Here is a 22317-nt window from a genome sequence, read left to right on the forward strand (position 1 = left end):
GCCAAAACGCACTTCTTGGCGCCGCGCCGAACGGGGAGCCACCAGAGCGAGGCGACGTGCGAAGCTTTCGCTTCGCGTCGGCGCGATCGTTCCGTGGATCCTGGTCGGCAACACAGTCTGGCGCATCAAGCGTCGGCCCGTCTAAACATGTTGGCGGAAAGGATACCGCCGTATCTATCGCTGAAGGCCCGGTTCGGCGCCTAGACGCCCTCCGGCCATCGCATATCGGACCGTTTGGGGTCCGGATAATCAGTTTTGCCGTGTCTCAAACCGTCCCTGGAAAAGGTACCTGGGACCGGACGCCGCCCGGGCTCGAAACCGTCCCTCCTTGTCAGCCGCGCGCGGCGCTGGCTGTGGAGGGATCGGGAAAGACGCAGGTTCCTCCGGCTTCGAAGGTTCCGGCGCTGCACCGGGAGGCTGAACGCGACACAACCGGGAGTATTAGCCGTCAGCACCTCGTACATACGTGGATTGGGCGCTGCGTGCAAGGGAAGGGCAAGGGAACCAGATTTTGAGCGTCGCAGGGCGGCAACACCCGCTTCTATTCACAGATTTGCCGTGAAGGTCTAATTAACCCTGCGGTCCTAATGCGGTAAGAGAAGGCTCCTCCAAAGGCACCGAATCGTTGGCGAGCCGCACAAATCACCTTGTTTTGCTCGGTTGTGGCGCATTGTGCGCCGCAGCATTGCTGTGCACCCGGGTGATTGGCCCCAGCGTGGCCCAGGCGCCGGCTTACCAGGCGCCACCCGCCTATCAAACACCGCTTTATCAGGGGCCGGCCGCCATCCCCACTCCGGGGGCGGCATCGAATTTCCCGACCGCGTCTGATGCTCGCCTGGCCGGCGATGCCAGACAGACCCGCTTCATCCTCGATCTCGACAAGCCGGTCCAGTTTCGGGCCTTTACCCTGGCGGACCCCTATCGCGTGATCGTCGACCTTGCCCAGGTCAATTTCCAGCTTCCGGCCGGAGCTGGTCTCGCAGGAAGGGGACTGGTCAAGGCGTTCCGCTACGGTCTCGTCATGCCGGGCGGATCGCGGATCGTGTTCGACCTGACGGGGCCGGCCAAGATCGCCAAATCTTATGTCCTGGAGGCGGCCAACGGCCAGCCGCCGCGGCTGGTGCTCGAATTCGACGAGATAGACCGTACCGCCTTCGTGCAGTCGCTGGCGCCCGAAAACCGGCCCGAGTTGCGCCCCGGCATCGCGGAGGCCAACGCAGCCGTCGCGAAGGCAGATGCGCCGGCCGCGCCGGCGTCGCCACCGGACAAACGGCCGGTGGTCGTGATCGATCCCGGCCATGGCGGCGTCGACAACGGCACCCAGGCCGGCGGCAACGACATCATGGAGAAGAACCTGGTGCTCAGTTTCGGGCTGGCGCTGCGCGACCGGCTCGAGAAGTCGGGCAAGTATCGCGTCGTCATGACCCGGACGGACGACACCTTCATTGCGCTCGCTGACCGCGTGAAGATCGCGCGCAACGAGTCGGCGGCACTGTTCGTCTCGATCCATGCCGACGCCCTGAAGCGCGGCGAGGGCGACGCCCAGGGGGCCACCATCTATACGTTGTCCGACAAGGCCTCCGATTCCGAGGCCGAGCGGCTGGCGGACACGGAAAACAAATCGGACGCGATCGGCGGGGTCAGCCTCGCCGACGAGCCGACCGAAGTCGCCGACATCCTGATCGATCTGGTGCAGCGGGAGACCAAAACCTTCTCGAACCGGTTCGCACGGATGCTGATGGGCGAAATGAAGAACACGGTGCGGATGCACAAGCATCCGCTGAAATCCGCCGGTTTCCGGGTCCTGAAGGCCCCCGACGTGCCCTCGGTCCTGGTCGAACTCGGCTATGTCTCGAACAAGGGCGACCTCGAACATCTGGTGTCGGAAAGCTGGCGGAACCGGACCGTCGGATCGATAGCGCAGGCAATTGATACGTTTTTAGCCAAACGGCTGGCAACTGCCGGGCCGGGCAAGTGAAAAGTCCAGTGCCCATTGCGTAGGCGCAGGCGGAAAAGCGTGCCGCCAGGTGGCCCAAGCCCTAGTTTGGCCACAGCGGCAACGGTATAAAAAATCGGTTGTTGGTCTTCGGAATCGGTCAATATTGTCCGCCGGACCTTTTATTGTTCGACCGCGTGGCGGCACCTCGTTCGACGGGGTTGCCGCGTTAGGATAGACGCCTCAGATTTCGGCGCACAGGGTTGGAACGGAACTTCGATAATGCGCTTGCTGGTCCGGTTTTTGGGTTTCCTGTTCGCGGCCGGGACCGTCGTGTTCCTGGTCGGCGTGGCCGGCGTCGCGGGCGCGATCTGGCATTTCTCCAAGGACCTGCCCGACTACTCGCAGCTTCAGGATTATGAACCGCCGGTGATGACGCGCGTGCACGCCTCCGACGGCGCGCTGCTCGGCGAATATTCCAAGGAGCGCCGCCTCTATCTACCGATCCAGGCGGTGCCAAAGCTCGTCATCAACGCGTTCCTCGCGGCCGAGGACAAGAACTTCTACGAGCATGGCGGCATCGACTTCACCGGCATGGCGCGCGCGGCGGTGGTGTATGCGCAGAACTTCGGCTCCAACCGCCGGCCGCAGGGTGCTTCGACGATCACCCAGCAGGTCGCAAAGAACTTCCTTCTGACCAACGAAGTGTCGTTCACGCGCAAGATCAAGGAAGCCTTGCTGGCGATGCGCATCGAGCGCGCCTATTCGAAGGACCGCATCCTCGAACTCTATCTCAACGAAATCTATCTCGGTCTTGGCGCCTACGGCATCGCAGCCGCATCGCTGGTCTATTTCGACAAGTCGGTGAACGAACTCACGATCGCGGAAGCCTCCTATCTGGCGGCGTTGCCCAAGGCGCCCGCGGTGCTGCACCCGGTTCGCAACCGCGATCGCGCGGTCGAGCGGCGCAATTACGTGGTCGATCGCCTGCTGGAAAACGGCTGGATCAAGCAGGCCGACGCCGACAAGGCCCGCAAGGAAGCGCTCAACGTCACCAGCCGCGGCAACGGCGCACATATCTTCGCCGGCGAGTATTTCGCCGAGGAAGTCCGGCGCGACATTTTCGAGCGCTACGGCGAAAAGAAACTCTATGAAGGCGGATTGTCCGTCCGGGCCACGCTTGACCCGAAGATGCAGGTCATGGCGCGCAAGGCCATGGTCGCCGGTCTCGTCAAATATGACGAGGCGAGCGGCTGGCGCGGCGCGCCGTCCAAGCTGGACATTTCCGGCGACTGGGGCGTGAAGCTCACCGACGTCAAGGCGCTCGGTGATATCTCGCCGTGGCGAATGGCGGTGGTGCTGGAGACATCCGACCAGTCGGCCCGAATTGGATTCCAGCCGGGCCGCGAACTCGGCGGCGCCGTCAGCAAGCAGCGGCAGACCGGCATCATCACACTCGACGGCGTGCGTTGGGCGAAGCCCACGTCGGGACCGGCAAAGGGCAGGACACCGACCTCGGTGGCGCAAGTCCTGGCGGCCGGCGACGTGATCTATGCTGACCCGCTGTTCGACAAGGACAGCAAGCCGGTCGAAGGCCAGTATCGGCTGCGTCAGTTGCCGGAGGTTTCCGGTGCGATGGTCGCGATGGACCCCTGGACCGGCCGCGTGCTCGCGATGGTCGGTGGCTTCTCGTTCGACCAGAGCCAGTTCAACCGCGCCACGCAAGCGTATCGGCAGCCGGGTTCGTCGTTCAAGCCGCTGGTCTATTCGGCGGCGATGGACAATGGCTACACCCCGTCGACCGTCGTGGTCGACGCGCCCATCGAAATCGATCAGGGGCAGGGCGGTGGCGTCTGGCGTCCGGAAAACTATTCGTCGGGAAAATACCAGGGACCGGTCACGCTACGCAACGCGCTGAAGAATTCGCTGAACACCGTGACGGTGCGGCTGGCGCAGGACATCGGCATGCCTCTGATCGGCGAATATTCAAAGCGCTTCGGCGTCTATGACGATCTGCCGAACTATCTGTCCTATGCGCTCGGCGCCGGCGAAACCACCGTCATGCGGATGGTGACGGCCTATTCGATGTTCGCCAATGGCGGCCGCCGCGTGAAGCCGACGCTGATCGATCGTATTCAGGACCGCTACGGCCACACCATCTTCAAGCACGATGCCCGCGAATGCCGCGGCTGCGACGCGCCCGGCGGCTGGAAGAATCAGAACGAGCCGCAGCTCGTCGATCGCCGCGAGCAGGTGCTCGATCCGATGACGGCCTACCAGATCACCTCGATGATGGAATATGTGGTGCAGGCCGGCACTGCGACGGTGGTCAAGGAAGTCGGCAAGCCGATCGCCGGCAAGACCGGCACCACCAACGATGAAAAGGACGCCTGGTTTATCGGCTTCTCGCCGGACCTCGTGGTCGGCATCTATGTTGGTTTCGACAAGCCGCGCAATCTCGGCCGCGGCATGACCGGCGGTCATCTGGCCGCGCCGATCGCCAAGGATTTTCTGAAACTCGCGCTCGCCGACAAGCCCGCGATTCCCTTCAAGGTGCCCGCCGGCATCAAGCTCGTCCGCGTCGACCCCAAGAGCGGCATGCGCGCCGGGCCGGGCAGTGGCGGCCTTCTAGAAGCTTTCAAGCCGGGCACCGCGCCACCGGATAACTACTCGGTCATCGGCGTCGCCGATGCGGACGGCCGGACGCCGCAACAGGGATACCCGCAAGGGTATCAGCAGGGGTATCAGCCTGATGGCGGCAACATCATGCGCCCAGGAACCGGCGGGCTGTATTGATCCGTAAAAAGCATTCACAGCCTCAAGGCGCACCTCCGAACATTGCATAATTAAGTGTTGAACCCGGCGGATTCGAGCGATCCGTTCGGGAGAGAAAATGTCCGATGGACGCGGGAACAAGCGCTGGCCGTTACGGCGCAAGGGTTGGAATGGAAGTTCGGTAATGCGCTTTGTGGTCCGATTTTTGGGTTTCCTGTTTACTGCCGGAACGATCGTGTTCCTGGTCGGCGTTGCAGGTGTCGCGGGCGGGATCTGGTACTTCTCCAGGGATCTGCCCGACTATTCGCAGCTTCAGGATTACGAGCCGCCGGTGATGACGCGCGTGCACGCCTCCGACGGCGCGCTGCTCGGCGAATATTCCAAGGAGCGGCGCCTCTATCTGCCGATCCAGGCGATGCCAAAGCTCGTCACCAACGCGTTCCTCGCCGCCGAGGACAAGAATTTTTACGAGCACGGCGGCATCGACTTCACCGGCATGGCGCGCGCGGCTGTCGTGTATGCGCAGAACTTTGGCTCCAACCGCCGGCCACAGGGCGCATCGACGATCACCCAGCAGGTCGCGAAGAACTTCCTTTTGACTAACGAGGTCTCCTTCGCCCGCAAGATCAAGGAAGCCTTGCTGGCGATGCGCATCGAGCGCGCCTATTCGAAGGACCGCATCCTCGAACTCTATCTCAATGAAATCTATCTCGGACTCGGCGCCTACGGCATTGCGGCCGCATCGCTGGTCTATTTCGACAAGTCGGTGAACGAACTCACGATCGCGGAAGCGGCGTATCTGGCCGCGCTTCCGAAGGCGCCGGGCACGTTGCATCCGGTACGCAACCGCGACCGGTCGACCGAGCGGCGCAATTACGTGATCGACCGCCTGCTGGAAAACGGCTGGATCAAGCAGGCCGATGCCGACAAGGCCCGCAAGGAGCCGCTGGTCGTGGCCAGCCGCGGCAACGGTGCGCATACCTTTGCCGGCGAGTACTTTGCCGAGGAAGTCCGGCGCGATATCTTCGAGCGCTACGGTGAAAAGAAACTGTATGAGGGCGGGCTGTCGGTCCGCACCACCCTCGATCCCAAGCTTCAGGTGATGGCGCGCAAGACCGTGGCCGCCGGCCTCGTGAATTTTGACGAGGCCCAGGGCTGGCGCGGAGCCATGAGCAAGCTCGACATATCAGGCGATTGGGGCGTGAAACTCGCCGAGATCAAATCGCTCAGCGACATCTCGCCCTGGCGGATGGCCGTAGTGCTGGAGACATCCGAGCAGTCGGCGCGGATCGGTTTCCAGCCCGGCCGCGAGTTGGGCGGCGCGATCTCCAAGGACCGGCAAACCGGCCTCATCACGCTGGACGGCGTCCGATGGGCGAAGCCGGCTGCCGCTGCGGCGCGCGGCAAATCGCCGACCTCGGTCTCGCAAATTCTGTCGCCGGGCGACGTGATCTACGCCGACCCGCTGTTCGGCAAGGACGGCAACCCGATCGAAGGCCAGTATCGCCTGCGGCAATTGCCCGAAGTGTCCGGCGCGATGGTCGCGATGGACCCCTGGACCGGCCGCGTGGTTGCGATGGTGGGCGGTTTCTCGTTCGACCAGAGCCAGTTCAACCGCGCCACGCAAGCCTATCGACAGCCGGGATCGACGTTCAAGCCGCTGGTCTATTCGGCGGCGATGGACAATGGCTACACCCCGGCGACCATCATGATCGACGGGCCGATCGAGATCGATCAGGGGCAGGGCGCCGGCGTCTGGCGGCCGGAGAACTTTTCGGTGGGCAGCTACCGTGGCCCCATTACGCTGCGCGAAGCCCTCAAATGGTCGATCAACACCGTGACGGTGCGGCTGGCGCAGGATGTCGGCATGCCCTTGATCGGTGAATATGCCAAGCGCTTCGGCGTCTATGAGGAATTGCCGAACTATCTTTCCTATTCGCTCGGCGCCGGCGAAACCACTGTCATGCGGATGGTCACGGCGTATTCGATGTTCGCCAATGGCGGCCGGCGGGTGAAGCCGACCCTGATCGACCGTATCCAGGACCGCTACGGACGCACGATTTTCAAGCACGATGCACGCGAGTGCCGTGGCTGCGATGCGCCGGGCGGCTGGAAGAATCAGCCGGAGCCACAGCTCGTCGACCGCCGGGAGCAGGTGCTCGATTCGTTGACGGCCTATCAGATCACCTCGATGCTGGAAGGGGTGGTGCAGGGCGGCACCGCGTCGATCCTGCGCGAGGTCGGCAAGCCGATCGCCGGCAAGACCGGCACCACCAGTGACGGAAAAGACGTCTGGTTCATCGGCTTCTCGTCGGATCTCGTCGTCGGTCTTTATCTCGGCTATGACAAGCCGCGCAGCCTGGGCCGGGCCGCACAGGGCGGCCATACCGCAGCACCCATCGTCAAGGACTTCATGAAGCTTGCGCTCGCCGACAAGCCGGCGATCCCGTTCAAGGTGCCTCCCGGGATCAGGCTGGTTCGCATCGATGCCAAGAGCGGCATGCGCCCCGCTCCGGGCGAGGGCGGCCGCACCATTCTGGAAGCGTTCAAGCCGGGCACCGCGCCGGCGGAGAATTACGTTCCCGTCGGCGTCGCCGATGGGGAGGGACGCATGCCGCAGCCAATCCCGCCCGACGCCGGCAATCTGCAGGGAATCTCGCCGGAGGCCGGCAATATCATGCGTCCAGGAACCGGCAGGCTTTACTAGCGGATTGCGCTTTGCGGCGTCCGCAGCTACATCCGGCCATCTAACCATCCATCCAGTAGCGGTTCCGACCGCAGACAGAAGAGACCATGCGCGCCGAAGTCGAACGCCTCGTAGAAGAGATCAAGCAGTCAGTCGGGCTGCTGAGGAGGCATCTTTGACGTCGAGACATCCACGGCTCGTCTCGCCGAGCTGAACAAGCTCGCCGAAGATCCCAATCTCTGGAACGATCCCCAGAAGGCCCAGAAGCTGATGCAGGAGCGCACCTCGCTGGTGGACGCGCTCGAGGGCATCGGCAAGGTCGAGCGCGAGCTCGACGACAATGTCGAGATGATCGCGCTCGGCGAGGCCGAAAACGATGACGGCGTGGTGGTCGAGGCCGAGAACGCGCTAAAAGCCCTGAAGAAGGAAGTTGCCCGCCGCGAGCTGGAAGCGCTGCTGTCGGGCGAGGCCGACAAGTTTGATTCCTATCTCGAAGTGCATGCCGGCGCCGGCGGCACCGAAAGCCAGGACTGGGCGTCGATGCTGCTGCGCATGTATACGCGCTGGGCCGAGGAGCACGGCTTCAAGATCGAGTATCTCGAAGAGACCCCGGGCGAAGAGGCCGGCATCAAATCCGCCACCGTCCAGATCAGCGGACACAATGCCTATGGCTGGCTGAAGACCGAGGCGGGCGTGCACCGTCTGGTGCGGATATCGCCGTTCGATTCCAACGCACGCCGGCACACCTCGTTCTCGTCGGTCGCGATCTTCCCCGTCGTCGATGACTCGATCAAGATCGACATCAAGGAATCCGACGTGCGCACCGACACCATGCGCTCGGGCGGCGCCGGTGGCCAGCACGTCAACAAGACCGAATCCGCGGTGCGGTTGACGCATATTCCGACCGGCGTCGCCGTGGTCTGTCAGGCCGGCCGCTCCCAGCACAAGAACCGTGCGCAAGCCTGGGACATGCTGCGTGCGCGGCTTTACGAAATCGAACTGAAGCGACGCGAGGAGCAGGCCGCCGCCGATCAGGCCGCCAAGACCGACATCGGCTGGGGCCACCAGATCCGCTCTTACGTGCTGCAGCCCTACCAGATGGTGAAGGACCTGCGCACCGGCGTGCAGACCTCGGATACGTCGGGCGTGCTCGACGGCGACCTCGACGAGTTCATGGCGGCAACGTTGGCGCAGCGCGCCTTCGGCACCACGCCCGGTGCGGTCGAGGATGTGGACTAGCGCATGACAAAGGTTGCCTTCATCGGGCTCGGCCGCATGGGCCATGGCATGGCCGGCCGCTATCTCGATGCAGGCTTTTCAGTTGCGGTGTGGAATCGCAGCCAAGCCAAGGCGGATGACCTGATCCCGCGCGGCGCGCGTTGGGCATCGTCGCCGGCGGACGCTGCTGACGGCGCCGATGCGGTCGTGACCATGGTCGCCGACGACGAAGCATCGCGTACCGTCTGGCTTGGTAAGGATGGCGCGGCTGCAGCGATGAAAGCAGGCAGCCTCGCGATCGAATGCTCGACCGTCTCGCATCAGCACGCGCTCGACATGGCGCGCGAACTGCGCGGCCGCGGCCTGATCTATATCGACTGCCCCGTCACCGGCCTGCCGCAAGCGGCGGCAGCCGGGAAATTGACTTTGCTGGTCGGCGCTGAACCCGCCGATCTCGTTTCCGCAAAACCCTTCCTTGCACCGATCGGCGATGTCATCAGACACTTCGGTGCGGTCGGAACCGGGACCGTCTTCAAGCTGATCAACAATCTGATGGGCGCGGTGCAGATCGCGAGCCTCGCCGAAGGCGTCGCCATGGCCGAGCAGGCCGGCCTCGACATGAACCTGGTGGCGGAAGCGCTGGCGACCGGCGCGGTGGCGAGCCCGCAGGTGATCCGACACTCCAAACGTATGGTGGCGCGCGATTTCTCCGGCGCGTCGTTCACGACGGCACTCCGTTACAAGGATGCGGCCTATGCGGTGAAGCTGGCCGAGGGCCTGCTGGCCGACCCGCCACGCGTTGGGCACGCAGCGGTTGAGGCCTATGCGCAGGCAAAAGCCGAGATACCCGACGACGACGAAGGCCGGATGATCGAGATCGTCTCGCGGCCGAAGTAGCCGCCGCGAGTCCATATCCGGAAATCGGGTGGGAAAGCCCTGCGCAGCGGAATAAATCTGCGGAATCGCAGATATGAGCTGCTATGACCGCCAAAGACACTTCGATCGACGCCCGCGATTGGTCGCTGCTTGGCCTGCTCTCGATTTTGTGGGGCGGGTCGTTCTTCTTCAACGGTGTGGTGCTGAAGGAATTGCCGCCGCTTACGGTGGTGTTCCTGCGTGTGACGCTCGCCGCCGTTATGCTGCTGCCGCTGCTGTGGCTCTACCGCATCCGTTTCCCGAAGGGCCTGTCGGGCTGGCGGCCGTTTATCGCCATCGGGTTTCTCAACAACGTGCTGCCGTTCTCGCTGATCGTGGTCGGACAGACCTACATCCCGGGCGGGCTGGCCTCGATCCTCAATGCGACGACGCCGCTGTTTACGGTAATCGTGATGGCATTCGCCGGCGAGGAAAAGCTGTCCGCACGGCGGATCGCGGGCGTCGTCGCAGGGCTGGCCGGCGTGATCGTTCTTCAGGGCGGCCGGTTTGGATTGCAGGGCGGGCAGGGCCTCGGCATCCTCCTCTGCCTTGCAGCCGCCTTCTCTTATGGACTGTCGGCGCTGGTGGCGCGACGGCTGCTGTCGAACTCCCCGCCGCTCGGCACCGCGACGTTCCAGATGATCGTCTCGGCCGCGATGATGACAATTGTCGCCGGGCTCGTCGAGCGTCCCTGGCTATTGCCGATGCCGGGCGCGACGACATGGCTCGCCGTGATCGGGCTCGCCGCGCTGTCGACTGCGCTGGCCTATATCGTGTTCTTCCAGATCCTGCGGCGCTCCGGCGCCACCAATGTCATGCTGGTGACGTTGCTGATTCCGGTGACCGCGATCCTGCTCGGCTATCTCGTGCTCGGCGAGAAAATCTCGTTGCGCGAAATTGCCGGCGCGCTGGTGATCGGCAGCGCATTATTGCTGATCGACGGGCGCGTGTTGAAATTCTTTCAGCGCTGAGCGACCTGCGCCCGGCTTTTCCATTTGCCATACCAGCCGGTAAATCGGCCGCTGTCCCGCTCGCCGCCATGCCAGGCCGCATGGACTTCGCCGTCGCTTGCCACCAGCAACACGACGTCGAGCCCCTTGGAGCGGCGCAGCGTATCGATCGCCTGCTGTGGGGTCTGCGCAATCGGTCCCGCAACATTGAAGGAGGTGTTGACCGACAGCTCGACGCCGATATGGCGGCCAAGCGCCTTGAGATAGGCGAAGGTGAGGGGATCGTCTTCGGCACGCACGATCTGGATGCGGCCGGTACCGTCGGCGTGGATGACCGCCGGGATTTTGCCCCGTGCGTGCGGCTTCGAATGCGCCGTCAGCACCATGTAATTGTAGGCGTTGTAATCGGCATCCGAGGCGCCGGGCAGCAGTTCGAAATATTCCTTTGCGGCTTCCAGCGTCGCCATCGGCGCCAGCGGACGAATGGCCTCGCGGTATTTGACACGCTCGTTGAGCCGCTCGCGCGCTTGCGCGTCGCAGGGGTTCGCGAGGATCGAGCGATGGCCAAGCGCGCGGGGGCCGGTTTCGGCCGCGCCTTGATAGAGTGCGATGACGCCGCTTTGCGCCACCATGAATGCCATCAGGTCGGCAATCGCGTCGAGGCCTTCAGTCGTCGAGATATCGCCGATCCGTTGCGAGGCGATGTCATCGACCTCGAGCGCGCTGACGATAGCGTGCTGCGAGGGTGGGGTGCCGCAATAGAAAGCGTGCGTCATCGGCGCGCCGCGTGGGGCGCCGGCGAGATGCGCGAACAGCCAGGCGGCGCCGATGGTGACGCCGGGATCGCCGGGAACAGGCGGCACCCACAGATGCAGGCGCGCGTTGCGCTGCCGGGTCTTGGCGAACCAGGCTTCATTGAAATGTTCGAGCAATCGCATGTTGCCGACCGCGTTCAGCGCCACGCCGCCGGTCAGCACCAGCCGACTGGCGCCTGTGGTGCGCAACAGATGATCGACGACATGGATCATCGCGTCCTCGAACACCAGTTGGGTCGCGGCGGCCTTGTCGAGGCGGTCTTGGGTATCGGGGCGGTGATGGATGTCCTCGACACGCAGCACCGCATCCGGATTCCAGAGCTGGTCCGGCCTGAGCGGTTCGCCGAGTATCTCGATCAGTGCCTGCTTGTAGGGATGGTCGAAGGGGTCGCAATACCAGTTGGCCATCGTGCGGTTGAGGCGGACTTCGCCGTCGCTGCCGAAACGCAGAACGTCCTTGAGCCGCGCATAATAGGGATTGCTGGCGCGGTCCATGTCGCCCCACGCGGCGGCGCCCATGTAGCGGCCCTCGCTGGACAACCAGGTCCAGCCGCCCTGCGTCGACGAAATCACGCTGTAGAACGCGCCCAGCGAATCGAACATGCTATCGTTGCAATAGAGCCGGCGCATCGCGCCGTTCTCGATGACGTAAAGCGAGATCGAGCCCTGATCGCCGGTGCCGTCGAGCACCGCAATTGCCGTCGGCTCACCGTCGTCGGCGAATGGCGAGGCGGCATAAGAGAACCAGGCGTGATTGTCGTGATGCGGCAGGCAGATCAGCGGCACGCGGTCGGGAAGGCCGAGCTGGCGGGCGAGGATCTTTGGCGTCCGCGTCATCTGGTCGAGGCGGCGGCCGTCGAAGCCGGCGGCCTCCGTGGTGCGCACGAGCTTGAAACTCTGCGGCAGTTCCTCGACCACCGAGCGTGCCAGCGTGCCGGCGAGTGTCGGATAGTCCCAGCTCGTGAGCCAAGCATCGATATCGCCGATATCGCGGCCCAACTCCCGCAGCGTCGCCACGACAGCGTCGACCGACAGTTTTGGATATTCGGTCGTGTGCTTGTTGCCGGAAAAGCGCTCTTCCTCGTTGTTGACGATCAGGCGCGGTCCGTGCGCCTGCGTCACCTCGACCAGCGCCAGACCTGAATTATGCGTTCCGGGCGCGCCGAGGCCGGCGAGATAGACCGTCTCGCCGCGCGCGAGCTTGTCGCGGACATGCGCGATTCGCGCATCGGCGAATTCCGAGCCGAGTTGGTGAAATCCCGCAAGCCCCATGGTTTTCGCGGCCAGCCAGCGCGCGAAGCGGAAGCCGATGGCGGCGAGCCTGGGATGCCGCGGACCAATTCGTATGTCTGGTTTCAACCTGTCCAACCTCTAGGCCTTGCACGCATGGTCATGACGCGAACCTGCATCAATCACAATTGCCGCCGGGCAACAATGCCGTTTCGTCATACGGAATAAGCACATGCTTGCAAGCGCTGATGCGACTTGCGAGACTTGGCCGCAACAAGACTGAAAAAACAAAGGGAGAAGACAATGCCGGTTCGCATGCAAAACCTGGTGGCCCTGACGGCGCTCGCCATTGGCGCCATGGTTGCCACCACGGCCTACGGGCAGAAGAAATACGATCCCGGCGCCAGCGACACCGAAATCAAGATCGGCAATATCATGCCCTATAGCGGCCCGGCCTCGTCTTACGGCGTGATCGGCAAGACCGAAGAAGCCTTTTTCAAGATGATCAATGCCGAGGGCGGCGTTAACGGCCGCAAGATCAATTTCATCACCTACGACGACGCCTACAGTCCGCCGAAGGCGATCGAGCAGGCGCGCAAGCTGGTGGAGAGTGATGAGGTCCTGTTGATCTTCCAGCCGCTCGGCACGCCGTCCAATTCGGCGATCATGAAGTACATGAACGCCAAGAAAGTGCCGCAGCTGTTCGTCGCCTCCGGCGGAACCAAGTTCGGCGATCCCAAGAACTTCCCCTGGACCATGGGTTTTCAGCCCAACTACCAGAGCGAGGGACGGATCTACGCCAAATACATCAGGGATAATTTTCCGAACAGCAAGATCGCGGTGCTCTGGCAGAACGACGACGCCGGAAAGGACCAGTTCAAGGGCCTCAAGGACGGCCTCGGCGACAAGCTCGGCATGATCATCGCCGACAAGTCTTACGAAGTCAGCGATCCCAGCATCGATTCGCAGATCGTGGCGCTGCAGGGTTCCGGCGCTGACATCTTCTTCTCCTGGGCCGCGCCCAAGGGATCGGCACAGGCGATCCGCAAGGTGGGCGAATTGAACTGGAAGCCGAAATTCTTCCTGGCCAACACCGCAACGTCGGTGGCTTCCGTGCTCAAGCCGGCCGGTCTCCAATATTCCAAAGACATCATTTCGACGTCCTACCTGAAGGACCCGACCGATCCGACCTGGGATAACGATCCGGCTGTCGTGAAGTGGCGGGCGTTCATGGACAAATATTACCCCGACGGCGACAAGACCAACGCCAACAATCTCTATGGCTACGTGCAGTCTGAGGCGATGGTGCAGGTTCTCAAGCAGTGCGGCGACAATCTCACCCGGGAGAATGTCATGAAACAGGCCGCCAATCTGAAGAACTTCCACTCCGACCTGATGCTGCCCGGAATCATGGTCAATACTTCACCGGATGACTATTTTCCGATCGAGCAGATGCAGTTGATGAAGTTCAACGGCGAGGCGTGGGAGCTGTTTGGTGACGTCATCACCGGGGAAGTCGGGCACTGAATCAACGCGCAGTCTCGTAGGATGGGTTGAGCTCTCGCGAAACCCATCAAATTCTTGCGCGGGAGGTGATGGGTTTCGCAAGAGCTCAACCCATCCTACAAGAGCGGCGGCGGCGCTATCCCGGAATGTCTGGCTCGACGAGCAGCGCGAGCTGCGCGAGCGACTGTTGCCAGCCGAGATAGCAGGCTTCGACCGGAATCACCGTCGGCAGGTTCGCCTGCTCGATGTTGATTTCAGTTCCGACCGAAACCGCTTTCAGTGTGACGGTGACTTCGATGACGCCAGGCAAATTGGGATCGTCGAAACGGTCGGTGTAGCGGATACGCTCGTTGGGCACGATCTCCAGATATTCTCCACCGAACGAATGGCCCGTGTTCGTGGTGAAATTCGAAAACGACATCCTGAATGTGCCACCAACCTTCGGTTCGAAATGATGAACCTTGCAGGTGAAGCCATAGGGCGGCAGCCACTTGGCCATGGCTTCCGCATCGAGGAAGGCACGAAAAACCTTTTCCGGCTTGGTCGCGAGAACACGATGCAGGCGAACGGTATTGCCTTGGGGCATGACGCTGGTTTCTCCATTACTGAGCGGAGTATATCGCAGGATTTGCTTGGGTTGGCTCAGTCTCTGCCACAAGGACGCCTGGCCTGAAGGCGAGCCGACACGGGACCAAAAAAATTTCACGGACGCGGCGCAAGCCGGTTCCGCTTCCGGTGACGATGGAACGGCGAAGGTAGACTGGGGAGTATTCCGCGCGCGATCGACGAGCGAGCAGGCCAGTTCTGACGGCGCGATGCTAACCCGAACTGAGTCTGACGCCTGCGCGCAAAAACTTCTGCGGGTCGACGGCATCGCCGTCGATCCGTGTTTCATAGTGCAGATGCGGGCCGGTGGAGCGTCCGGTGGACCCGACCGCGCCGATCACCTGTCCGATCTTGATGACGTCGCCGACCCTGACGTGGATTTCAGAGAGATGGCCGTAACGGGTCGACAGGCCGTTGCCGTGGTCGATCTCCACCATGCGGCCATAGCCGCCCATCCATCCCGATGACAGCACCTTGCCGTTGGCGGTGGCGCGGACGGGATCGCCGGTGGCGGCGCGGAAATCCAGACCGGTATGCATGGCGGGGCGGCCGAGGAAGGGATCGCTGCGGACGCCGAAGCCCGAGGTGAATTCGACCTCGCCGACGACCGGTTTGCGATAGGGCACCAGCGCCAGCGTCGCGTTGAGACGCTGCATCTGGGTACGGGTGAGGCTGATCCGGTAGAGCTGGCGTTCGAACGCGCCGGCATCGGCCGTAAGCTTCACCGGCACGAACGGCCCGCCAATGGCCGAGCGCGGCGTCGCCGCCTCGAGCTGCGCCATGTCGAGGCCGAGATCGTTGAACACGCCGCGCATCCGGCGGAGGCGCGATTCTATGCCGTCCTCGACGGAACTCAGTGCCGCCATTTGTCGCCGCTCGACCGAATCGAGCGAGGTCTGCAATCGGACCAGCACGTTGTCGACGCCCTGAACCTTGGCGAATTGATTTGGCTGCGGCTTGACCACGCTGGGCGCGCGCGATTCCAGCCGCGCTTCGCGATCCGGTGGCGCCACGAAGATCACGGTGTCGCTGATCGGGGAGGGTTTTGGGGCACCGGAAGCTGGCGTCTCCACGGCCGCGCCGCGAGGGGGAAGCCTGATCGAACCGGTGGCCGCGCTATCCGGGATCGTGCCGAGGGCCGTGGCGCGCGATTCGAGCGCGGTCTGGCGGCGCATGATCTGGTCGAGCTTCTGGTCGAACTGTTCCTGATCGAGCAACTGGCGGCTGGTGGTGCGGTCGACCTTGGAACGCAGTTCCGCGATGCGGTCTTCATAGGCGTATTGCATCTCGGCCTGACGGGCGATCAGCCGGGTCAGAACGTCGTCGCGAAACGCGAAATAGGTGGCGGTCGCCGCTGACCACATGCCAAGCAGTACGATGGTGCCGACAACGATCCAGAATACGACAGGGCCGAGCCGGACCTGCTTGCCGGCGTGCACGATGGTGTAGCCTTCACCGTCTATCGCAGCCGCCTTTGCTGTATAATTGGTGGGGCGGCGGGGTGGCGTCCGGCCATGATCGTGAGGATGGTGGTGATCGGAATAATGATGACCGGAACGGTACGACATCGGCACTCCCGCGCCGGTCGGAGATGAGTTCCGTACGGCTTAATTTGCCTGCCGATTTGACCCTTTCATGGTTAATTTTTGGGAAATGATGCATCCCAAATCATAGCGCGCGGGCGGCGGCCAGCACGTCGTCGGCATGGCCGTCGACCCGCACGTTGCGCCAGATCTTGGCGATCCGCCCATCGGCGCCAATCAGAACCGTGGTTCGAATGATTCCCATGAAGTTCCTGCCATACATCGATTTTTCGCCCCAAGCGCCATAGGCCTCCAGCATCTCATGTTGTTCATCCGAGATCAGAGGAACCGAAAGCTGGTGCTTGGCGCGGAACGACTCCTGGGCTTTTACGGTGTCTGCGGAGATGCCGAGTACGATGGCGCCCTCGTCGGCGAACGCGCCCTCGAGCCGTGTGAAATCGATCGCTTCCCGGGTGCAGCCGGGGGTGTCGGCGCGGGGGTAGAAGAACAGCACCAGTTTCTTGCCCGCATAATCCGCCAGCGAGACATTGCCGCCGCCATCGCGGGGCAGACTGAACGAGGGAGCTATCGCGCCCTCGACCAGTTCGGCTCCCGGAACCGGTTTGGGCGGGGCCGATAGATTGGATTTTAACGGTTTCGATGGCGGCTTGTGCGACGCTTTGTTCGAAGCGGTTTTGGCCGTCTTGTCCGGTGTTTTGACGGCCGGCTTGACGACCCTCTTGGCGGCGGACGTGGGCGGCTTGCTGGCTGCCTTGGCGGCAGGCTTTTTGGCCGATGTCGTGTCGCTGCGGCGAGTGGCCTTGCGAGCGGTCTTGGCCGCGGGTGGTTTTCGGGCGGGCGTCTTGCGGCTTTTGGGGGCTGGCTTGGAGGATTTCTTGCGCGTTTTCTTGGACATACGCCTTCCTTTCGTCGCTTTCCGCAGATCAACCATTGGGGTATTGCCGGTCTCGCCCCTGACCGTCGGATTCGCTCCGGCCGCTGGGCAAGTTTGATGACCCGGGAGTATGGTTACAAGGGATTCGACGCTACCTCCGTCCGCTCGTCGATGGGATCACCCAATCAATCCTTGGGCCCGACCACGAGTAACAGTATTAATCGAGGATTGGCAGCGATGCCGGCACAGGAGCGTTCGATAACGATCGAAGAGCGCGCCCTTGGCGGCGATCAACCTCAGCGCCGGCACCGAGAGGCAATGGCTAGGAATACTTCGCCCAAGGGGTCGAATCCGCGTGCCGAGGCCCACACCTCTCAGTGGGATGATGCGGCCGGCTGGGATCAAGAGACTGACGAGGCGGCGCGCCATCGGACAAAGCGGCTGTTGTCGCGTTCCAATTCCAGATTTCACCGGTTCGGCGACAAATTCGCAGCGCTACAGCTATGGATAAGCGGCGGCCGATGGGTCAAGCGCGTGGCGATCGTGATCGCCGTGCTGGCGGTCATCTTCACCACTTGTTTCGGCGGTCTGTGGTTGCGGCTCGGCGCCGGCCCCATCAATCTCGATGTAGCAACGCCGTGGCTGGCGGCCGCCATTGAAGACAATATCGGCCACGGCAATACCGTCGAGGTCGGCGGTACGCAGATCGAGCGGGCCGGACGGATTCGTATCGCGGTGCGAATCCGCGACATCGTGGTGCGCGACCGTGACCAGGTCGTCGTCGCCACCGCGCCGAAAGCCGAGGTGAAACTGTCGGGCACGGCGCTCCTGATGGGACGGCTGCGTGCCGAAAGCCTCAATCTGGTCGATGCGGAACTCGCGGTACGAATCACGGCGGACGGCCAGGTGACGGTGTCTGCCGGCGATACCGCCAAACCGCTGGCGACCGGCGTTGCCTCCAAGCGCGATGCCGGCATAGCGCCGACATTCCCCCGTTCAGCGCCTGCGTCCGCCCAGGGCGCGACAGCGCCCGACACGACGCCGAACGGATTGCTGGCCGGCCTCGATTGGCTCGATAGCCTCAGCCTGACCGGACTCGATGGGCAGAACCTGAACGAGATCGGCCTCAAGAACGGCAATCTCGTCGTCGACGACCAGCAGCGCGGCAACAAATGGACATTCGAAAATATCAGCCTCAGCATGCGCCGGCCGCGCGGCGGCGGGGTCGCGGTCAGCCTTGGCGAGGAGGGCGCGCGCCCGTGGTCGCTCAAGGTCGTGATCGGGCCGCCGCAGAACGGCGTCCGGTCGGTCGATCTTCGCGCCGACAAGGTGCCTGCTGCCAACATCCTGCTGGCGATGCGGGTCAAGGATCTCACCTATAGCGCCGAGCTGCCGCTTTCCGGCGAGCTGAAAGGCGAATTGGGCCGCGACGGCCTGCCGACCTACTTCCGCGGCAAGGTCACGGCAGGCGCCGGGAATCTGATCGACAGCGATACGCCTGATTATCCGATGCCGATCGATTCGGCGGAGATGAGCGTCGAATGGGATGCCGGACGGCGCGTGCTGGTCGCGCCCTTCAAGGTCGTTTCCGGCGCGAACCGGATTACGCTGCTCGGCCATCTCGAACCGCCGAACGGCGCCACCACCGAATGGCAGGCTGGCCTGAGCGGTGGCACGATCCTGCTCGCCGGCACCGACAACGAACCGCCGCTGATCTTCAACCGGATCGCGATCGGGATGAAGTTCGACACCGACCGGAAGCGGGTGGTGCTCACCCAGGCCGATATCAGCAACGGCGAGATCGGCATCGCCGGCACCGGCAGCATCGACTATGCAAACGAGGCCCGCCTCCAGCTCGGTTTCGCAGGCACGCCGATGTCGGCATCGGCGCTGAAGCGGATATGGCCGATCCTGATCGTGCCCGAAGTGCGCGAATGGGTGATCGAGCGGATCGAGAAGGGTACGCTTCAGCGCATCGAGGTCGGCGTCAATTCGCCGGTGCGTAACCTGCCGCGCAAGGGGCCGCCGATTCCGGATGATGGTCTCGCCGTCAACATCGTTGCGTCGGGCGTCACGGTTCGCCCGGTCAACGGCATGCCCGCGGTCCGCGATGCGGATTTGAAGGCGCGGGTTACCGGGCGAACGGCAACGGTGACGATCGGGCAGGGAATTGCCGACACGCCCGCCGGGCGCAAGATCAACATTTCCGATTTCTCGTTCGAGGTGCCGGACATGGCGCCGAAGCCGTCGCCCTCGAAGGTGAAGTTCAGGGTGGATTGCCCGGTGCCGGCGGCGGCCGAGATCCTGGCTTCGGACCGCATCAGCGATCTCTCCGGCACGCTGATCGATCCGAACGCCAGCAAGGGGACGGTTGCCGCCACCATCACGCTCGCCATGCCCGTCACGGGCTCGATGACCAAGGCCGACACCACCTACACAGTCATGGCCGATCTGGCAGGGTTTGCCGCCGACAAGCTGGTGATGAACCAGAAACTGGAATCCAATACGCTGAAGCTGGTCGCCAACAACGCCGGCTACCAGGTCAAGGGCGACGTCAAGATCAACGGTCAGCCGGCCTCGCTTGACTATCGCAAGGCGAACGAGGGTGACGCCGACATCAGGCTGCAAGCAACGCTCGATGACGCCAGCCGCCAACGGCTCGGGATCGATCTCGGATCCGCCGTCAGCGGTGCCATTCCGATCAAGGTGATCGGCAAGATCGGCGATACCGAGAGCCGCGTCGGCATCGAGGCCGACCTGACTTCGCTGCGTCTCGACAACATCCTGCCGGGCTGGGTGAAGGTGCCCGGCAAGTCAGGCAAGGCGACGTTCAACGTCGTGAAGAAGGAACAATCGACGCTGTTCCAGGACATCGTGGTCGAGGGCGGCGGCGTTTCAATCAAGGGATCGCTGGAAGTCGACCAGAATGGCGATCTGTTGAATGCGAACTTCCCGACCTACGCGCCGTCTGACGGCGACAAGACCTCGCTGAAAGCCGAACGCGGCGCCGACGGTGTCGTGAAGGTCATGATGCGCGGCGACGTGTTCGACGGCCGCGGCTTTCTCAAGTCGGCGATCACAGGCAAGGAAGCTGATCCCAAGAGCAAGTCCAGGAACATCGACCTCGACATCGACCTCAAGCTCGGTGCGGTGGCCGGCTTCAACGGCGAGGCGTTGCGCAGCGTCGATAGCAAGTTCTCCCGCCGCAACGGTATCGTCAGAGCCTTTACGCTGAACGGCAAAGTCGGGCGCGATACGCCGGTGGCGGCGGACTTGCGCGGCCGCGGACAGGGGCAGGGCCGGGACATCATTGCGCTGCAGACCAATGACGCCGGCGCCTTCTTCCGCTTCACCGACATGTATTCCAAGGTAACTGGTGGCCAACTCGAACTCTTCCTGGAACCGCCGACGGTCGAACCCAGCGCCAAGGAAGGCCTCATCAACGTCCGCAATTTCTCCATCAAGGGTGAAGCCTCGCTCGACCGTGTCGCTGCAGGTGGTTCTACCGGCACTCAGAGCGGCGTTTCCTTCACGGCATTGCGAGCCGAATTCACCCGGCAGAGCGGACAACTCACGATCCGCGACGGCGTTGTGAGCGGGCCGATGATCGGTGCGACCATCGAAGGCAGCATCGATACCGTCGCCAATCAGGTTCGGATGAGCGGCACCTTCATTCCGATGTATGGATTGAACAACATGTTCGGCCGGATTCCGGTGCTCGGCCTGGTCCTCGGCAATGGCAACAATGAAGGCCTGTTCGGCGTGACCTATGAAGTGGTCGGCACCCCCGGCCAGCCCGTGCTGCGCGTCAATCCGATCTCGGCCATGTTTCCGGGCGTGACGCGAAAGATCATGGAATTCAACACCGGCAAGCAAAACAACCCGATCGAATTGCCGCCGAACAACTAGCGCCGCAGCGCCGGCACGACCAGGAACGGGATCATTCCGAGCACCACGGCGACCAGCGCGAAGGCGATGACGGGATCATAGCTGTGGGTCCAGTCGTGGATCAGGCCGCCGGCCCACGCCCCGAGTCCCGAGCCAAGACCGCTGCCGATCGAAATCGTGCCGTAGATCGTACCGACCCGCTCGCCGCGAAAGATCTTCATCGCGGTCGCCGTGATCAGCGGGCCGCGCGAACCGATCATGCTGCCGAAGGTCACGACGAAGGCGGTGAGCAGCCAGAAGTTCGGATAGAACTGCAGGAGCCACAGCAGGACGATGCCTAGAATCGAGATGGCGTAGCTGAGCAGCACCGACGGCCTTCGTCCGATGATGCTGTCGAGTTGCGTCACGCCCAGCATGCCGAACAGCAGCACGATTCCGGAAAAGCCCCAGGCGGTCGCCGCCTGCAGCGGCGGGAAGCCGGCGTCGATCAGATAGGCGACGATCTGCGCGGCAAGCGCATACATCCCCACCGCCGTGAAGAAGAAGGTTGCAAACAGCGCCCAGAATGCGTGGTGGCGCATGGCGCTGGCGAGCGTCCAGCCGGCGTCGACGAAATCGGGATCGGCTTTTCTGGCGATGTGTGGCGAGCCCGTGGAGAACAGCCGCCACGGCAGCAGCAACAACGGCACCAGCAGGCCAAGCGCTGCGACGCTGAAGATCTGGTAGGCGCCGCGCCAGCCGACATGATCGATCAACAGTTGCGAGGCGGGTAGCAGCACCAGCACACCCGCACCGGCCGCGGAATAGACGATTGCCATCGCCGTCGGCAGGCGCGGGCCGAACCAGCGGCCGAGCAGGATCGAATTCGGCACGTTGCCGATGAAGGCGATGCCGATCCCGACGGCGAGGCCGACGCTCAACTGAAATTGCCACAGCGCCTGCGCGTGCGACGCCACCAGGAACGCGCCGCCGAGCAGCAGCAGTCCCAGCGAATAAACGGTGCGGGGACCGTAGCGGTCAAACAGCCGGCCGACCACCGGCGCCATCAGTCCGCCGGCCAGCCAGGTCAGCGAATAGACCGAGACCGCCTGGGCGCGGTCCCAGCCGAAATTCTCCGAGATCGGTTTCAGGAAAACCGTAAAGCTCTCGCCGAGGCCACGGCCGATCAGCGCCAGCGTAAAGCAGAGCGCCAGCACGTTGAGCGCAACCCGCGCTGGCTTGAGCGGCTGCGTCGCGTTCTCCCCGCGGATCTTGTCATCCATGCGAGCAGGGAGCGCGTTTCGGCGGACACCCGCAAGCCTCAAAAACGAATGCGCCTATGCAGGCGGGCGCTGGATTCTTGTCTGGGCATGATCTCTTGGGAAATCCGGTTTC

13 protein-coding genes are annotated in these 22317 nt (G+C 63.2%); 8 read left to right on the plus strand and 5 right to left on the minus strand.

The genetic code is table 11. The features are described from left to right. Positions 1-625: 625 nt before the first annotated feature. The 6 genes from ACPPVP_RS21785 (at position 626) to ACPPVP_RS21810 (ending at position 10501) form a co-directional block, all read left to right on the plus strand. Positions 626-1978 carry an N-acetylmuramoyl-L-alanine amidase gene (locus ACPPVP_RS21785; RefSeq protein ID WP_426524264.1) on the plus strand — a complete coding sequence of 451 codons (1353 nt, stop codon included), beginning with the start codon at positions 626-628 and terminating at the stop codon, positions 1976-1978. A 240-nt stretch (positions 1979-2218) separates the two neighbouring features. Continuing rightward, the gene (locus ACPPVP_RS21790) at positions 2219-4732 is read left to right on the plus strand and encodes a penicillin-binding protein 1A (protein WP_426524266.1); all 2514 of its coding nucleotides are present in this window, start codon (positions 2219-2221) and stop codon (positions 4730-4732) included. 163 nt (positions 4733-4895) lie between these two features. Further along, complete coding sequence (locus tag ACPPVP_RS21795) at positions 4896-7418, plus strand: penicillin-binding protein 1A (RefSeq protein ID WP_426524268.1); 2523 nt, start codon at positions 4896-4898, stop codon at positions 7416-7418. A gap of 86 nt (positions 7419-7504) precedes the next feature. After that, positions 7505-8636, plus strand: a protein-coding gene (prfB, locus tag ACPPVP_RS21800; RefSeq protein ID WP_426524270.1) for a peptide chain release factor 2 whose coding sequence is annotated in 2 segments (ribosomal slippage) — positions 7505-7573 and positions 7575-8636 — 1131 coding nt in all. Because the reading frame shifts where the segments join, the coding sequence is not laid out codon by codon here. Between the two features lie 3 nt (positions 8637-8639). After that, on the plus strand, positions 8640-9512 hold the full coding sequence (locus ACPPVP_RS21805; protein WP_426524272.1) for an NAD(P)-dependent oxidoreductase: 873 nt from the start codon (positions 8640-8642) through the stop codon (positions 9510-9512). A gap of 83 nt (positions 9513-9595) precedes the next feature. Beyond that, on the plus strand, positions 9596-10501 hold the full coding sequence (locus ACPPVP_RS21810; protein WP_426524274.1) for a DMT family transporter: 906 nt from the start codon (positions 9596-9598) through the stop codon (positions 10499-10501). Here the strand turns inward: ACPPVP_RS21810 and ACPPVP_RS21815 are convergent. Then, positions 10492-12654: a carbamoyltransferase C-terminal domain-containing protein gene (locus tag ACPPVP_RS21815; RefSeq protein ID WP_426524276.1), complete on the minus strand. Its 2163-nt coding sequence runs from the start codon at positions 12652-12654 to the stop codon at positions 10492-10494. The genes ACPPVP_RS21810 and ACPPVP_RS21815 overlap by 10 nt on opposite strands. A 174-nt stretch (positions 12655-12828) precedes the next feature. Here ACPPVP_RS21815 and ACPPVP_RS21820 point away from each other — a divergent pair, with 174 nt between their 5' ends. Further along, positions 12829-14052 (plus strand): ABC transporter substrate-binding protein, encoded by a 1224-nt coding sequence (locus ACPPVP_RS21820; RefSeq protein ID WP_426524278.1) that lies wholly within the window; start codon positions 12829-12831, stop codon positions 14050-14052. A 115-nt stretch (positions 14053-14167) separates the two neighbouring features. On the opposite strand, the gene ACPPVP_RS21825 is transcribed toward ACPPVP_RS21820, so the two are convergent. The 3 genes from ACPPVP_RS21825 to ACPPVP_RS21835 form a co-directional block, all read right to left on the minus strand. Next, positions 14168-14617: an SRPBCC family protein gene (locus ACPPVP_RS21825; protein ID WP_426524280.1), complete on the minus strand. Its 450-nt coding sequence runs from the start codon at positions 14615-14617 to the stop codon at positions 14168-14170. 232 nt (positions 14618-14849) lie between these two features. Continuing rightward, a complete protein-coding gene (locus ACPPVP_RS21830) occupies positions 14850-16205 on the minus strand; it encodes a M23 family metallopeptidase (protein ID WP_426524282.1) in 1356 nt (451 codons plus the stop codon). A gap of 100 nt (positions 16206-16305) precedes the next feature. Continuing rightward, positions 16306-17076, minus strand: a complete 771-nt coding sequence (locus ACPPVP_RS21835; RefSeq protein WP_426524284.1) for a peroxiredoxin — start codon at positions 17074-17076, stop codon at positions 16306-16308. 216 nt (positions 17077-17292) lie between these two features. On the opposite strand from ACPPVP_RS21835, the gene ACPPVP_RS21840 reads away from it, so the two are divergent. Further along, positions 17293-20964, plus strand: a complete 3672-nt coding sequence (locus ACPPVP_RS21840; RefSeq protein WP_426524286.1) for a DUF3971 domain-containing protein — start codon at positions 17293-17295, stop codon at positions 20962-20964. Here ACPPVP_RS21840 and ACPPVP_RS21845 read toward each other — a convergent pair. After that, on the minus strand, positions 20961-22205 hold the full coding sequence (locus tag ACPPVP_RS21845) for an MFS transporter (protein WP_426524288.1): 1245 nt from the start codon (positions 22203-22205) through the stop codon (positions 20961-20963). The two genes, ACPPVP_RS21840 and ACPPVP_RS21845, sit on opposite strands and share 4 nt — an antisense overlap. Positions 22206-22317: the final 112 nt, after the last annotated feature.

It is taken from the genome of Bradyrhizobium sp. McL0615 (assembly GCF_049993905.1).
In the GTDB taxonomy this organism is placed as follows: domain Bacteria; phylum Pseudomonadota; class Alphaproteobacteria; order Rhizobiales; family Xanthobacteraceae; genus Bradyrhizobium.

Bases quoted from the DNA above. Each gene is read 5' to 3' on its own strand.
- ACPPVP_RS21830 (WP_426524282.1), bottom strand. From the start codon at position 16,205: ATGTCGTACCGTTCCGGTCATCATTATTCCGATCACCACCATCCTCAC.
- ACPPVP_RS21840 (WP_426524286.1), top strand. From the start codon at position 17,293: ATGCCGGCACAGGAGCGTTCGATAACGATCGAAGAGCGCGCCCTTGGC.
- ACPPVP_RS21820 (WP_426524278.1), top strand. From the start codon at position 12,829: ATGCCGGTTCGCATGCAAAACCTGGTGGCCCTGACGGCGCTCGCCATT.
- ACPPVP_RS21795 (WP_426524268.1), top strand. From the start codon at position 4,896: ATGCGCTTTGTGGTCCGATTTTTGGGTTTCCTGTTTACTGCCGGAACG.
- ACPPVP_RS21810 (WP_426524274.1), top strand. From the start codon at position 9,596: ATGACCGCCAAAGACACTTCGATCGACGCCCGCGATTGGTCGCTGCTT.
- ACPPVP_RS21825 (WP_426524280.1), bottom strand. From the start codon at position 14,617: ATGCCCCAAGGCAATACCGTTCGCCTGCATCGTGTTCTCGCGACCAAG.
- ACPPVP_RS21790 (WP_426524266.1), top strand. From the start codon at position 2,219: ATGCGCTTGCTGGTCCGGTTTTTGGGTTTCCTGTTCGCGGCCGGGACC.
- ACPPVP_RS21835 (WP_426524284.1), bottom strand. From the start codon at position 17,076: ATGTCCAAGAAAACGCGCAAGAAATCCTCCAAGCCAGCCCCCAAAAGC.
- ACPPVP_RS21805 (WP_426524272.1), top strand. From the start codon at position 8,640: ATGACAAAGGTTGCCTTCATCGGGCTCGGCCGCATGGGCCATGGCATG.
- ACPPVP_RS21845 (WP_426524288.1), bottom strand. From the start codon at position 22,205: ATGGATGACAAGATCCGCGGGGAGAACGCGACGCAGCCGCTCAAGCCA.